Genomic DNA, 13639 nt, shown 5'->3' on the forward strand with positions numbered 1-13639 from the left:
CGCGATTCTAACCAGCGGGCGTCGCAGAATCAGCGCTCGCTTCGTCGGCCCGGAGCTCGGACACGTGCCGCACCAGATCCTGCATCTGGCGGGGGAACGCCTCGCCGATGTCGATCCCGAACCGGTCGGCGAGCACGAGACACGACCAGACGGCATCACACAGTTCGTACTCGAGCTGTTCGAGTCCGATGCCGTCGATGCGACGCGTCCCTTCGAGCGTCATCACGATCTTGGCAAGGTCACCGACGTCGCCGACGAAGCCGAGGGCGACCTCCTGGTTCGTCCATGGGCGTCCGATCCGCTTCGTGCTGAGATCGTCGTAGGCGGCGGCGACCTCCATGGCGTGGGCGTTCAGCGTCGTGAAGTCCTGAGTCATCCCCAGAGCCTAGTCAGCGCTTTCGACACCTGTCTCGACCGGAGTTCCGGCGGAAAGGTCCCGGACATACTGGCGGCACACATACACCCGAGCGAAGCGTTCCCTGAGCTCCTGCTCGCGCTCGATGCCCGCATGGGCGAACGCGCGGACCGGGCTGCTGAACCCGGGCGGAGTCGTGAACCCTTCGGCATCGTCTCCGTCTTCCAGGTGCACATGCAGGTACTGGAACGTTTCGGAGAAGCCGTTGCGTCGATACCAGGAGTTCGCTGCCTGGTCCTCGCGGGTCCACGCATCGAGCCTCGTGACACCCGCCTCGGTCAGCCGCTCCACGGCGACCTCGAGGAGAGCGGCGGCGATCCCCCTGCCCTGGTGATCGGGATGTGTCGCGATCGAGTCGATCGTGGCCTCATCACCGTCGACCCTGACGTCGAGCAGGCCGAGCACCCGTCCGTCGGTGTCGACCGCGACCAGCCCGAACGACGGCGCCACGACATCGGGGCGGCGAGGCCACACGTCGTCGTAATACTGCGTCGAGAGGAAGGCGAGCACCCGGCAACGCACCCAGGATGGTTCGTCGGTCGGCTCGTAGGGGCGGATCGCGAACGGATGCGGGTCGAGGGTCGTCACGGTGCCCCCATCGTAGAGGCGGAACTCCTGTGCAGGCCAGACACTCACCCGGCGGTCGGCACCACGTCCCAGTGCTCGCGGATGAGCTTGTCGTCGACCCGGAAGATGTCCGCTGCCAGAACGGGGTCGTCCGCCTTCGCGCCGACGCTCTGCGAGAACGTCCACACGAGGTCGCCATCGCTCAGCGAGATGACCGACTCCTGCGGTGGGAAGGTCGCGGAACCTGAGAAGAACGACTTGAGCGCTGCCGTTCCGTTGGGTGCGACCGGGTTGTGCTGGAGGTAGGCGGGGTCGAAGGCCTTGTCGAGGATCGAGACGTCCTGGTCGCGGAACAGCGTGTCGTACGCGTTCACCGCGAACGTCCGGTTCTGCTCCTCCTGCTTCTCCGACGGCGCGACCGCGGGCTTCGCCGGGCTGTAGAGGTCGCTGAACATCGTGTTGGTGTTCCCGCTCGCCGGTGTCCCGGTCGCGATCGGCTGATCGAACGCCCATCGCTCGACGACGGCGCCGTCCCGCACGCGGAACAGGTCGACAGCGGCCTCGCCTGTCCGTTCGTCGGCCGGGTCGGAGGCGACCTGGTAGTGCACGGCGACGAGGTCACCGTCGGCCGCGGTGTGCTTGACGACCGCCTGCGCCCCGGGGACCCGTGTCCGGTCGGCGGTGAACTCGGCGAGGACGCCGCTCGGCCCGCTCTTCTGCCCGGAGCCGTGCGCGACGGCGTCGGCCGCGACGAGCTTGTCGGTCGTGGCCACCGCTTTCGAGGAGGCGGGGTCGGGGAAGGCGTCCGTGTAGAGCTTGAGCACGGCGGCGAGGTTCTTCTGCTCGGTCTTCGAGTCGCTGCGGTCGCCCATCGAGCCGCCGTCGGCGCTCCCCTTTCGCGCCGACGAGACCGAGGACGACGGATCAGGCACGGCTGCGGAGGTGGCCTGGCACCCCGCGAGCAGTGAGACGCCGGCGAGGACAGCAACGGTGCGGACGAGGGGGACGACGAGGGCACGTGATCTGGTCATGGAATCACTGTGCGACGGCGTTCTGAACCTCAGGTGAGGTGTCCCTGGGCTTCGCTGGGAATCCGTGTCTTTCAGTTCGACGGCGGTTGAAACCTCCCGAAGTCTGCTCTCGCGGCTCGCATCTGCCTGGCCTGTTCTCTACCCTGGGTGCAACGATCGTGACATCCGGGGGGGGGGGTGCATCGTGGGCCTGATCCAAGACGTGGGTGGTGGGCTGCTGCTGGCGCTCGGACTCCTGCTCGCCGTGCTGGTCCTCTTCCTCGTCCTTGCGCTCGGCACCCAGTACATGCGGATGCGCCGTCGACGGCCGCAGGGGAAGCAGGCTCGTGCCGACGTCGAGGTCCGCGCGCAGCTGTTCGAGGACGGCTTCTCCGAGCACGAGGTCGCAGACGCGATCCAGACATCCCGGCCCCGTGATGATGCCTGATCGCTTCGACGAAAGGCTCCGTGCATGCTGAACCGGTACGCGCTCGCTCGCACCGTCGGCGGTCTGCTGGGCCTCGGGGTCGGCTACCTCCTGTGGGAGGGGCTGCGGAACGCGATGCTGCGCGAGATCCCCGCTGGTGCGTGGGAAGCGGCGACGATTTCCGACGCCTTCGTGTCGCTCATCGGCATCGCGGCGGTAGCACTGATCATGACGCCCGGGCTGGTGCTGTCCGCCGTCGCAGAGCAGGCGACGAGGTGGATGTCGCGCTCCTCATCTCGCCGGGCACCTGTCGACCGGAGTCGATCATCATGAACGAGCCGTGGCTCCTTGCGCTCATTCCGATCTGCAGCGTGCTCGCGCGGAACGTTACTCGCGATCTCTCGGCTCTCGGTCAGCGTGTAACCCGGCGCCCCGGGCCGGGATAGGGCCCGGGCTCGATCCGATGCCGAGAATGTCGACGTAGCCGTTCCACGATCTCATCGCGTCGGCCATGCATCCATGGCGCAGTGACCGCGTCCCACTCTTCTGGGAACGGGATGTAGAGCACGGGCGGATCCACGCCCCACCCGGCGTCGAAGACGAAGCCCTCGGCCCCCTCCCAGTAGACGACCTCTTCCTTCCAGCGAGGCTCGACCTCGAACTCCGCGTCTTCCCCCGTCTGCACGCTTCGATGCTATGCCGCCCGTGCCGCCGACGGACGGGCATGACGACGAAAAACCCCCTCCGTCCCGGTGTTGCTCGGGGATGGAGGGGGCTTCTTCGTGGCGGTACCGGTGGGATTTGAACCCACGGTGCTCTTTCAAGCACACAACTTTTCGAGAGTTGCACCTTCGGCCGCTCGGACACGGTACCGGGGTCGAGTGTAATAGAAGACGAGCCCCGACGCGAATTGAGCGATGCCGGTCATCCACAGGCGGCGCGGAGGGCCGGCGGTGTCGGCGGCCGCGCTTAGGCTGGCCGCATGGCCAAGGCACCCTCCCCCGCATTCCGCTGCACCGAATGCGGCTGGACCACCGCCAAATGGGCCGGTCGATGCGGCGAATGCCAGCAGTGGGGCACGGTCGTCGAAGCCTCGGCTCCCACCGGTGTCCTCGGCAAGCTGACCCCGATCCGCGCCACGGACGAACGCGCCGCACGCCCCATCACGCAGGCAAGCGCCGACGAGGCACCACGCTGGTCGAGCGGCATCGCCGAGTTCGACCGGGTGCTCGGCGGCGGCATCGTCCCCGGCGCCGCGATCCTCCTCTCCGGTGAGCCGGGCGTCGGCAAGTCGACCCTGCTCCTCGAGGTCGCGTCGCGCGCGGCGAAGACCGGCGCCCGCGTCCTCTACGTCAGCGCCGAGGAGTCGGTCAGCCAGGTCCGCCTCCGCGCCGAACGCACCGGGGCCCTCCACGACGACCTCTACCTCGCCTCCGAGACCGACCTCGCCACCATCCTCGGCCACATCGACCAGGTGCAGCCCAAGCTCCTCATCGTCGACTCCGTCCAGACCGTCTCCTCCTCGCAGTCCGACGGCCTCGCCGGGCAACCCGGCCAGGTCCGCGAAGTCTCAGCCGTCCTCACCCGCATCGCCAAGGAACGCGACCTCCCGATCCTGCTCGTCGGCCATGTCACGAAAGACGGCTCGATCGCCGGCCCCCGGCTCCTCGAACACCTCGTCGACGTCGTCTGCCAGTTCGAGGGCGACCGCCACACCGCGCTCCGCTTCCTCCGCGCGCAGAAGAACCGCTTCGGCGCCACCGACGAGGTCGGCTGCTTCGAGATGGCCGGCGACGGCATCGCCGAGGTCCCCGACCCGAGCGCCCTCTTCCTCAGCCAGAACGAGCCCGTGGCCGGCACCTGCGTCACCATCGTCATGGAGGGTCGCCGCGCGCTCCCCGTCGAAGTCCAGGCGCTCATCAACAAGACGCAGGCACCGAACCCCCGCCGGGTCACCAACGGCGTCGACCCCTCACGTGTCGCGATGATCCTCGCCGTGTTGCACGGCCGCTACTCCTACGACCTCACCGACCACGACGTCTACATCTCGACCGTCGGCGGCGTGAAGATCAGCGAACCGGCGGCCGACCTCGCGATCGCCCTCGCCCTGGTCTCCGTCATCCGCGACTTGGCCCTCCCCCGCGACCTCGCGGCCTACGGCGAGATCAGCCTCAGCGGCGAAGTGCGTCCGGTGAGTGTCGCGAAGCAGCGCGGCTCGGAGGGCAACCGCCTCGGCTACAAGCTGCTGCTCAACTCCGATGTCAGCAACGACCTCAAGTCGGTGCTGGGCATCGCGAAGACCGCAGCCGAGGCAGCACGCCCCGCCCGACGCGAACGCGAGCTCGACGCGGCCTTCTGAGCGCAGCCGCCCACCTGCCTGCTCCGACAACCAGAGCAGGGGCACGCTGCTCACAACTCCTGCGGACTGGTCCCGCAGGGCCCCAGAACGGGACCTGTTCGCGTTCGGATGACGACGTGCAGGAGTTGTGAACCGCGGACGCCGCCGAGAGCACGGCCCGCAGACAGGGTCGGGCTATTCGGCCGCCGGCGCCTCGAGCTCGAGCACCCGCAGCAGTTCCTCCGGCGACGCCTGCAGCGAGTGTGGACCGGCGACGTCGAACAGCACCGTCTCGATGTCGTCGCCGTAGGTGCGGAGGAAGCTCGCCAGCCAGGTGCCGTCGTGCAGGCCGACGTAGGGAGGCAGGGCGGCCGGCTTGTTCTTCGCGTCGGAGAAGAGGAGCAGCGCGAGCCTCGCGGTCTCGGGCTGACGGAACATCCAGACCTCACCGGTCTCCGTCGGCTTGTCGGGGTTGCCCGGCTTCATGAGCGGGACGACGAACCGGCCGTTCCGCAACGCGAGTGCTACGGCCACCATGTCGCCGGCGGTGAGGGCCGCGGCCAAGGGCTCGGAACGGAACTCGGGTCGCTTCTGCTTCGCCATGCGTCCATTGTCGCAGGCCGGTGCGGGGCCGCGGGTCGAGCACTTCGACAGGCTCAGTGACCGGCGAGGGAGCGGCTCAGTGACCGGGCGGCACGGTGACCGGGATGGCTCGGTGACCGGGGCGGCTCGGCGAACAGGTTCCGTCAGTTGAGCAGGAACTGCGCGCTGTCGGCGGAGGCGAAGCCGCCGATCGACGTGTTCAGGTGGTACGAGGCGCCACCGGCGGGCACCGGGTCGCGCGGCTGGTCGCAGGTGTCGGGCGCCGACCGCGTGCGGTCCCAGGTGATCGGGGGGTTCGACGAGACCGTCTTCCCCGGCTCGAGGAGCACCTGCTGGTCACTCGGTGCCGTCTGGCAGTCGGTCGACGTCCAGTACGGCTCCTCACCGCTCGACACCGTGAAGACCTGCTGACTTGTGCCGGCGTTCATCGTGCACGCGGCCGAACCGGTGTTCGTCACGCTCAGCGAAAGCTGCGGGAGTTCGTCCGCCGCGAAGCTCGTCCCGTTCACGACCGCCTCGACGCGGATCTGGTCGGCGGTGCACGCGGCCGCCGAACCGGGGTCGGTGGTCGCGGCCTCATCGATCGGTGCGGTCGTCGACGCCTCAGGAGCCGGCGTCGGCGCGGGGGTCGCGGTGGGCGTCGGGGTCGTCTTCGCGGCGGTGTTCTCGGTGCCCGGACCCGACGCGAGCCGGACGATGAGCACGATGACCAGGACGATGACGGCGAGCAGGACGCCGAACACGATCAACCTGCGTCGCCAGTAGACGGCGGGCCGCTCCGGTCCGCGGGGATTCGTGAGGCTCGACATGCTCACAGATTAAGTGCAGTGGCGCGGAAACGCCCGATGCCCCGCCGTCGGTGCGGACCGTGGTCCGACCGATGACGGGGCATCGGGATGATGCTGGGTGGTGCTGGGTGGTGCGAGCGGCTAGAGCTGCTGCGCCGAGCGACGACGGGCGATCACGAGCGCGAGGCCACCGACGAGGAGCAGTGCGGCGAGCGCCGCGTTCCCCCACGGCTCGGCACCGGTCTTGCTCAGGCTGCCGTCCTGGCTTCCGCCGGCCGTTCCCGAACCGGTCCCGCCGCCCGCTCCGGGCTGGGTGCCCGGGTCGACCGCCGCAGCCTGCACGACGATGTCCTGCCAGCCGATGACGTTGCCGTCGGCGTCCTGGACGACGAGGCGGTGGGCACCGACCGGGGCGTCCTCAGGAACCGTGACCTGCACGTTGCCGTCCGCGTCGACCTGCACGAGGCCGTCGCTGACGAGGATCGGGTCGGAGTGCAGCCAGACGCTGACCCAGGTGCCGGCGTACTCCTTGCCGACGTGGATCGTGGCGAGCTTGCCGATGATGAAGTCGGTGATCGCCTTGATCAGGTCCTTGAGCGCCTGGATGAGCGCGGACTCCGGTGCGGGCGTCGGCGGCGTGACCACCGGCGGCGTCGCGACCGTGAGCGGCACCGTCAGCGTCGTCCCCGACTCGAGTGCCGTGAGGCGCACCGTCGCCGCGCCGTCAGCGGTACCCGCCGGCACGGTGAAGGACACCGTTGCTGCACCCGCGGTGACCGGGACCGTCCCGATCGGCGAGCCGTTGAGTTCGATCGCCAGCGAGGTGTTCACCGGGCTGCCGGTCGAGGTGAGGTCGAGCTTCGCGACGTCGAACGAGACCGTCTTCCCAGCGGCGACCGCTGCGGTCGGCGCGTTCGTGACCTGCACGCTCTGGCGGGCGAAGTCCGGGGATACCGGGCTGTTCGCCGTCAGGTAGGCGATCCACGCGTCGCGGTCGACGAGACCGGAATCGCGCGTGTCCGTGCCGTTCGCGAACTCACGGAAGTTGTCGCCACCCTGCAGCAGGAAGCTGAAGGAGCCGATCCGGTAGCTCTTGCTCGGGTCGATCGGCGCACCGTTCACCGTGATGCTCGTGATCCGCTGTCCCTGGGCCTTCGTGGGGTCGAACGTGTACTGCACGTTCGACGACAGTCCGAGCTGCAGGTACGGACGGGACGGGACGTTCCCGGCCGCGTCGAGCTGCCACTGCTGCTCGAGCACGGTCTTGAACTGTGCACCCGTGAGCGAGGTCGTCCACAGGTTGTTGAGGAACGGCAGCACCGCGTTCGCCTCGGCGTACGTGATGTCGCCCGCGAGGATCTCCTCACGCATGCCACCCGGGTTGACGATGCCGATGTCGGCTCCGCCCCGGTCGGCACTCGAGAGCGAGGCACGGAGCGAGTCGGCGACGAGCGCACCGAGCGTCGACTCGGCGCCGCGGTCGTCCTTCACCCCGTTGTTGAACGCGCGGGTGATGTCGGCCTTCGCCTCACCGATCTTCTGGTTGCCGATCTCCGCCGCGACCGCGAGGGCCTTGTCGGTGATCGTCTTGACCGTCGCGACCGCCGGGAACTGCTTGACCAGGTCGGCCTCGGCCACCGTGGTGCGTGCGACGTTCTTCGCCGTGTAGGCGGTGACGTCACCCGACGCGCGGTCGACGGTCAGCGTGATCTGACCGATGAACTCGCCGTAGCTGCCGGTCTGGAGCACCGGGCGGGTCTTGCCGGTCACGCCGGGGATCGGAGCGTCCCACGCGTACTGCTTGTGCGTGTGGCCGGTGAAGATGGCGTCGACGTCCGCGCTCGTCGTGGTGACGATCTCGGTGAAGGCGCTCTGTTCGGCGAGCTCCTGCTCGAGGGTCGCGCCGTCCGGCGTGCCGGCTCCGGCACCCTCGTGGTACTCGGCGACGATGACGTCCGCCTCACCGTTGGACTCGTCGCCGTCGGTCAGCTGGGCAGCGACGCGGTTCACGGCCTCGACCGGGTCCCCGAAATCGAGGTCGGCGATGCCGGCGGGCGACACGAGCGTCGGCGTCTCCTGGGTGATGGCACCGACGACGGCGACCTTCACTCCGTCGATGTCGAGGATCGTGTACTCCTCGAGCGCCGGCTTCTTCGTGCCCTTCTGGTACACGTTTGCCCCGAGGTACGGCCAGGCCGCGTTCTTCCCATCGGCCATGACGCGGTCGACGAGGTCACCGTAGCCCTGGTCGAACTCGTGGTTGCCCACTGCGGAGGCCTTCAGGCCGAGTGCGTTGAGCACGTCGATCGTCGGCTGGTCCTGCTGCGACGACGAAGCGAAGAGCGAGGCACCGATGTTGTCACCAGCGGAGATGAACGCCGTCTGGTCGGGTGCGAACATCGCCTTGAGCTGCTCGATCGTGCCCGCGAACTTCGTCGTGTTGGCGTCGATCCGACCGTGGAAGTCGTTGATGTTGAGCAGGTTGACGGTCGCAGACTCGCTCGCGTCGGCGCTGATGCCGATGATCACGGGGTCGTGGTCGCTCGAGCGGAACATGTCCGGCACGTTGAAGTCGGTCACGTTCGCGTTGTAGCGGGAGTACTCGAGGGCGATCGACTCGACGGAGTTGATGTTCCACACGTCGGCACCGGTGACGCTCTGGTCTGCTTCCGGCGACGCGAAGATGTGGTCGAGGGACCCGACCGCACCGTCGAACGCGTAGGTGTACTCGCCGGTCTTGGCCTCCTGGCTGATGTAGCCGGCGTCGCGGAGCACGTCCAGCGGGTCCTCGGCGTCGTAGGAGTTGAAGTCACCGACGAGGAAGACCTTCTTCGTGCCGATGTCCTTCGAGACCGTGTCGGCGAAGGTCACGAGGGCCTTGGCCTGACGCGTGCGGTCGCCGGTGAAGGCGCCCTGGCCGGTGTTGGCGTTGTCGCCCGTCGCGGCCTTGGAAGTGCTCTTCGACTTGAAGTGGTTCGCGATCACGAGGAACGTCGCCGCGTCGTCCGCACCCTTGGGCTTGAACGCCTGCGCGTCTGGCTCACGGGCGTTGTCGAAGGCCGGCTCGTCGAGCAGGATGCGCGACTCACCGACGGTCTCGACGGCGGCCGACTTGTAGATGAACGCCGTCCGGATGACGTCCTCGTCCGCGGGGACCTTCGCGGGCGACGGGACGAACGTCCAGGTGCCCGCACCGGCATCGGCGTTGAGCGCCGCGGTCAGGGTCTTCAGCGCGTCGTCACGGTCGAGACCGATCGAAGCGGAGTTCTGGATCTCCTCGAGCGAGACGACGTCCGCGTCGAGGGCGTTGATCGCCGAGACGATCTTCGCCTGCTGACGCGCCAGGCTCTCGGCCGTCGCCGCTCCTCGGACGCCGCAACCGGCGGCATCGGAGTCGTCGACGGTCGTCTTGCCGCCCTCACGGTCAGTGAAGAAGGTGCAGCCGGTGCGCGAGTCGCCGGTGGTGGCGAAGTAGTTGAGCACGTTGAAGGTCGCGAGGGACACGTCGCCGCCGACCCCGCGAGGCGAGGTGGAGCGGGTGTTCTCGAAGGACGCCGGCTGCACATCCGCGGCGTTGGCGCCGGTGAGGTGCTGCGTGGGCTGGAACTTCCAGTTGCTGTTGCGGAAGTCGAAGACGACCGGTGCGGTGAAGTCGACGGCGGCACCGACCCGGACGGGCGCGGTGGTCGAGACGTACGGGAGCGGGATGCCCGTGTTCTCAGCCTTCGAGAAGTCCACGGTGGAGCCGTCGTCGAGGACGACCTTCTCCGCCGGCACACGGGCCGCGGCCGCGAGCGCCTCAGCGGAACCGGGCTTGCCGAGGACCGTCGGCGTGACGAACGGCGTCGTCGATGCCGCGAGCGCGACCTCGCCGTAGCGGTTCGTGCTGTAGGTGTCGGTGACCGTGTAGTCGCCGGCGGGGTCGAGCAGCATGCCCTCGAGGCGTTCGCGCTCCTCGTCGGTCGCCGGGAAGGCGACACTCGCGGCGGTCGGTGCGGTGACGCCGGTGGCATCGAGTGCCGTGACGGCGGCCGCGTCCGTGACCTTCAGCTGCGTCAGGCCGTAGTACTCGTCCACGACGCCGGTGACCTGCAGGTACTGGCCGACGGTGACGGAGCCGACGGTGGCCGGCGAGTAGACGAAGACACCGTCGGACGCGAGGTGCGTCGCGGGGTCGATCGCTCCACCGGTGCCCGCGGTCTGCAGGTAGTAGCCGTTGAAGCCGCCGGTCGGGAAGCTCGCGGTGACGAAGCCCGTGGTGGTGACCGTCTGGCCGACCATCGTGCTCGCGGCGCCGGTGCCCTGGATCTCCGCGATCGTCGCCGTGCCGGGCTCGACCGGGGTGGTCGGGTCGGTGGGTTCAGGGGTCGGCTCCGGTGTGGGCTCGGGGTCGACCGGGGTGTCGCCCGCGCTGTTCTGCGGCGTGACCGTGTCGCTGAGCGTGAAGTCGGCGGCGTTGCTGTCGGTGTCGGCGAAGGCGGTGCGCACGATCGACTGCGGGACGCTGTTGCCCGACGGCGACGGTGAGGCAGCCGTCTCGAAGGTGTTCGACGTGCCGTAGCCGAGGAGGTCGACGACAGCCGGGTCACCGACGACGGAGCCGGCCGTGAGGGTCACTGGGGAGGTCGAGGCGACGAGGGCGATCGTGCCCTTGGAGCCCGACGCGTTCAGCTCGCTGGCCACGTCGGGTGTCGGCAGAGCCGCGCCGACCGCGCCGTTGCTGCTGCCTGAAACGAGGAAGTAGCCACCGGCCGCGATCTTCCCGGAGAGCGGAACCGTCGTCGACGACACCGCGGTGCTGGTCGCCGAGCGGTACTGGACCGACCAGCCGCTGACGTCGACTGCCGCGTCGCTCGGGTTGTAGAGCTCGACGAACTTGTTCAGGTAGGGCGCGTTCGCGCTCCCGCCCGAGAGGTAGGCCTCGTTGATGACGACGCCGAGGCCGTCGGTCGAGGCGACGGCTGGTGTCGCCACGAGGGGTGCGGCGACGAGCCCGGCAAGGGCGGCGAAGGCGGACAGCCTCCACGGGTGTTTGAACGACATGTGGCTCCGAATCGAGGGCCGTCCTCGTTCGGAGCGCGCGACAACGCACCCCCATTCGAGGCATAGACGATGGGTAGTGCCTCACAAGCTAACCGACATGCGTGACGGAAGACCACCGTGAATGTGAACGGCACGTAAATCCGGGCCTGCTCATCTGAGCACGGGGTTCGCGATGAAATCGAAGGAAAGCGCTGATCAGCAGGGCGTTGTGAACGGTCTCATCGATCACTCCGACGAGCACCAACCTTCAAGCTGTGGTTCAGAGCAGCTTGAGCATGCGGGTGTTACCGAGCGTATTCGGCTTGACCCGCGCGAGGTCGAGGAACTCCGCGACACCTTCGTCCGACGAGCGCACGAGCTGTGCGTAGACCTCGGGTGGGACGATCTCCTCGCCGATCTCCTGATAGCCGTGCTTCGTGAAGAAGCCGGTTTCGAAGGTCAGGCAGAACAGGCGACGCAGGCCGAGCTCGACCGCGTCGTGCTCGAGGCGCTCGACGAGCGCGTGACCGACCCCGGTGCCGAGGTGGTCGGCGGAGACGGCGAGCGTGCGGACCTCACCGAGGTCCTCCCAGATGACGTGCAGCGCGCCGCAGCCGATGAGTTCGCCGTCGGGTGTCTCGGCGACGCGGAACTCCTGGACCGCTTCGTAGAAGACGACGTCGTCCTTGCCGAGGAGGATGCGCTGCTGCACGAGTGGTTCCACGAGCGCCTGGATGCGTCGGACGTCGCTCGTGCGGGCGCGACGGACGACATACCCCTGCTGAGCCTGCTCGACCATCCCGCCTCCTCCTGTCAGAACCTCCGAGAAGTCTACTGACGCCAGCGCGATGCTCCCGACCGAGCGCGGGCCGGTGGGCGTCAGCGCGGTGCTCTCGCGCGAGCGCTGCCGAAGCGGCGTGAGCGCGACCCAGCCGCGTGAGCGCGGGCCTCCAGAGCGGCGCGCTCGGTCCGGTGGGGCGCGCTCACGTCAGCGCACCGCGCTGGCGCCGGACATCGGAGTGGCGGCACCGGATCACGAGGGGCGGATCAGTGCCAGGACCTCGGGCCCGCGGTGCCGGCCGGGTAGGTGTCGATCGACACCTCGTCCTTGCGCCACGCCTTGAGGACGGGCGCCACGATCCGCCAGCACTGCTCGGCGACGTCACCGCGCACCGACAGGGTCGGGTCTCCCTCGAGGATGCTCGACAGGACCTCGCCGTAGGCACTGAGCTGCCCGGCCTGGAGTTCGGCGTGGAGGGCGACCGGGTCAAGTTCGAAGGGGTCGTCCTCGCCGTTGATCATCAGGTCGAGGTCGAGCGACGCCGGCTTCAGGCCGATGCGGAGCCGCGCCGGGGTCTTCATGCCGTGCAGGCCGGACGGGAGGTGCGGCACCGGCTTGAAGGTGAAGACGATCTCCTGACGGGTGTCCGCCAAAGCCTTCCCGGAGCGCAGCACGAACGGGACACCGGCCCAACGCCAGTTGTCGATCGCGAGCGTCATCTCGGCGAGCGTCTCCGTGTGGTGCGACGGGTCCACACCCTGCTCGTCGATGTAGGCGGGCAGCTCGCGGTCGCCGATCGTCCCGGCGCCGTAGCGTGCCCGCCGACTCTCCGTGCCGTTCGCCTTCCACGGACGGGTCGCCCGCAGCACCTGGGCCATGCCGCCGCGCAGATCCTCGGCGTCGACGCTCGCCGGTGGCTCCATGGCCGCGAATGCGAGGACGAGGAGCAGGTGACTCTGGATCATGTCGATCAGCGCGCCCGCACGGTCGTAGTATCCGGCGCGACCCTCGAGGGCCAGCTGCTCGTCGAAGACGATGTCGACCCGTTCGACGTTGTCGGCGGAGAGGAGCGGTTCGAAGATGCGGTTCGCGAAGCGCAGGCCCAGCAGGTTGAGAACCGTCGACTTGCCGAGGAAGTGGTCGACGCGGAACACCTGCTCCTCCGGCACCAGGTGCTGGAGCAGGCGGTTGAGCGAGCGGGCGGAGGCGTAGTCGGTGCCGAACGGCTTCTCGAGGGCGAGCATGATGCCCTTGGGGAGCTCCAGCTTCCGGAGCGCCTTGCAGGCGAGCAGGGTGATGGCGGGCGGCAGGGCGAAGTAGAGGGCGACGTTCGGTCCGGCGGCCGCGAGGACCCGTTCGAGCGACGCCGGATCGGAGACGTCGGCCTGCACGTAGGCGGTCTCGGCTACGATCGTCTGAGCGAGCTTCGACGGGGCGTCCGCGAACGCGGTCTCGACGCGCTTCCGCCAGGCCTCGTCGCTCGACTCGGAGCGGTCGACCCCGATGAGGCGCACCGCCTCGCCACGCGGGGAGGCGAGGAGCGACGCGAGTCCGGGCAACAGGAGTCGGGCCGTGAGATCGCCTCCGGCACCGAGGATCACAAGGGTTCGAGGGGCGGAGGATTCCGAGGTGGCGGCGGTCATGCGGCGATCCTACGCGGTGCGCCGACGAGGTCGCGCGGCCTTGCG

General features: G+C 68.8%; 11 protein-coding genes and 1 tRNA gene. 3 read left to right on the plus strand and 9 right to left on the minus strand.

Features of this window, described 5'->3' with window-relative positions:
* Positions 1–7: 7 nt before the first annotated feature.
* The 3 genes from ACZZZB_RS05360 to ACZZZB_RS05370 are packed head-to-tail and all read right to left on the minus strand — an operon-like array spanning position 8 to position 2013.
* Positions 8–376, minus strand: coding sequence for a nucleoside triphosphate pyrophosphohydrolase family protein (locus ACZZZB_RS05360; RefSeq protein ID WP_463529146.1), 369 nt, complete (start codon positions 374–376; stop codon positions 8–10).
* 9 nt (positions 377–385) lie between these two features.
* Positions 386–1003 carry a GNAT family N-acetyltransferase gene (locus tag ACZZZB_RS05365; RefSeq protein WP_463529147.1) on the minus strand — a complete coding sequence of 206 codons (618 nt, stop codon included), beginning with the start codon at positions 1001–1003 and terminating at the stop codon, positions 386–388.
* Between the two features lie 44 nt (positions 1004–1047).
* The gene (locus tag ACZZZB_RS05370) at positions 1048–2013 is read right to left on the minus strand and encodes a nuclear transport factor 2 family protein (protein ID WP_463529148.1); all 966 of its coding nucleotides are present in this window, start codon (positions 2011–2013) and stop codon (positions 1048–1050) included.
* 184 nt (positions 2014–2197) lie between these two features.
* On the opposite strand from ACZZZB_RS05370, the gene ACZZZB_RS05375 reads away from it, so the two are divergent.
* Both ACZZZB_RS05375 and ACZZZB_RS05380 read left to right on the plus strand, forming a co-directional pair.
* A complete protein-coding gene (locus ACZZZB_RS05375; protein ID WP_133060003.1) occupies positions 2198–2440 on the plus strand; it encodes a hypothetical protein in 243 nt (80 codons plus the stop codon).
* Between the two features lie 24 nt (positions 2441–2464).
* Entirely contained in the window at positions 2465–2752 is a 288-nt protein-coding gene (locus tag ACZZZB_RS05380) for a hypothetical protein (RefSeq protein ID WP_086474532.1), read from the plus strand.
* Positions 2753–3202: 450 nt separating this feature from the next.
* Here ACZZZB_RS05380 and ACZZZB_RS05385 read toward each other — a convergent pair.
* Positions 3203–3292, minus strand: a tRNA-Ser gene (locus ACZZZB_RS05385).
* Positions 3293–3401: 109 nt separating this feature from the next.
* Between ACZZZB_RS05385 and radA the strand changes: the two genes are divergently transcribed.
* The gene (radA, locus tag ACZZZB_RS05390; RefSeq protein ID WP_064294317.1) at positions 3402–4778 is read left to right on the plus strand and encodes a DNA repair protein RadA; all 1377 of its coding nucleotides are present in this window, start codon (positions 3402–3404) and stop codon (positions 4776–4778) included.
* A 174-nt stretch (positions 4779–4952) separates the two neighbouring features.
* Here the strand turns inward: radA and ACZZZB_RS05395 are convergent, their stop codons facing one another.
* From ACZZZB_RS05395 to ACZZZB_RS05415, 5 genes are all read right to left on the minus strand, one after another.
* Positions 4953–5360 carry an SseB family protein gene (locus ACZZZB_RS05395; RefSeq protein WP_137242226.1) on the minus strand — a complete coding sequence of 136 codons (408 nt, stop codon included), beginning with the start codon at positions 5358–5360 and terminating at the stop codon, positions 4953–4955.
* A gap of 143 nt (positions 5361–5503) precedes the next feature.
* Positions 5504–6169, minus strand: coding sequence for a hypothetical protein (locus ACZZZB_RS05400; protein ID WP_137242227.1), 666 nt, complete (start codon positions 6167–6169; stop codon positions 5504–5506).
* 120 nt (positions 6170–6289) lie between these two features.
* Entirely contained in the window at positions 6290–11191 is a 4902-nt protein-coding gene (locus ACZZZB_RS05405) for an ExeM/NucH family extracellular endonuclease (protein WP_463529149.1), read from the minus strand.
* Positions 11192–11450: 259 nt separating this feature from the next.
* On the minus strand, positions 11451–11969 hold the full coding sequence (locus tag ACZZZB_RS05410) for an amino-acid N-acetyltransferase (protein ID WP_191940570.1): 519 nt from the start codon (positions 11967–11969) through the stop codon (positions 11451–11453).
* Positions 11970–12217: 248 nt separating this feature from the next.
* Entirely contained in the window at positions 12218–13594 is a 1377-nt protein-coding gene (locus ACZZZB_RS05415) for a glucose-6-phosphate dehydrogenase (protein WP_463529150.1), read from the minus strand.
* Positions 13595–13639 lie beyond the last annotated feature (45 nt).

Source organism: Plantibacter sp. AC185, assembly GCF_979258065.1.

What these genes read in the sequence shown, in the direction of transcription:
- ACZZZB_RS05395 (WP_137242226.1), bottom strand. Translation starts at nt 5,360, where the DNA reads ATGGCGAAGCAGAAGCGACCCGAGTTCCGTTCCGAGCCCTTGGCCGCG.
- ACZZZB_RS05370 (WP_463529148.1), bottom strand. Translation starts at nt 2,013, where the DNA reads ATGACCAGATCACGTGCCCTCGTCGTCCCCCTCGTCCGCACCGTTGCT.
- radA (WP_064294317.1), top strand. Translation starts at nt 3,402, where the DNA reads ATGGCCAAGGCACCCTCCCCCGCATTCCGCTGCACCGAATGCGGCTGG.
- ACZZZB_RS05415 (WP_463529150.1), bottom strand. Translation starts at nt 13,594, where the DNA reads ATGACCGCCGCCACCTCGGAATCCTCCGCCCCTCGAACCCTTGTGATC.
- ACZZZB_RS05405 (WP_463529149.1), bottom strand. Translation starts at nt 11,191, where the DNA reads ATGTCGTTCAAACACCCGTGGAGGCTGTCCGCCTTCGCCGCCCTTGCC.
- ACZZZB_RS05380 (WP_086474532.1), top strand. Translation starts at nt 2,465, where the DNA reads ATGCTGAACCGGTACGCGCTCGCTCGCACCGTCGGCGGTCTGCTGGGC.
- ACZZZB_RS05410 (WP_191940570.1), bottom strand. Translation starts at nt 11,969, where the DNA reads ATGGTCGAGCAGGCTCAGCAGGGGTATGTCGTCCGTCGCGCCCGCACG.
- ACZZZB_RS05360 (WP_463529146.1), bottom strand. Translation starts at nt 376, where the DNA reads ATGACTCAGGACTTCACGACGCTGAACGCCCACGCCATGGAGGTCGCC.
- ACZZZB_RS05400 (WP_137242227.1), bottom strand. Translation starts at nt 6,169, where the DNA reads ATGTCGAGCCTCACGAATCCCCGCGGACCGGAGCGGCCCGCCGTCTAC.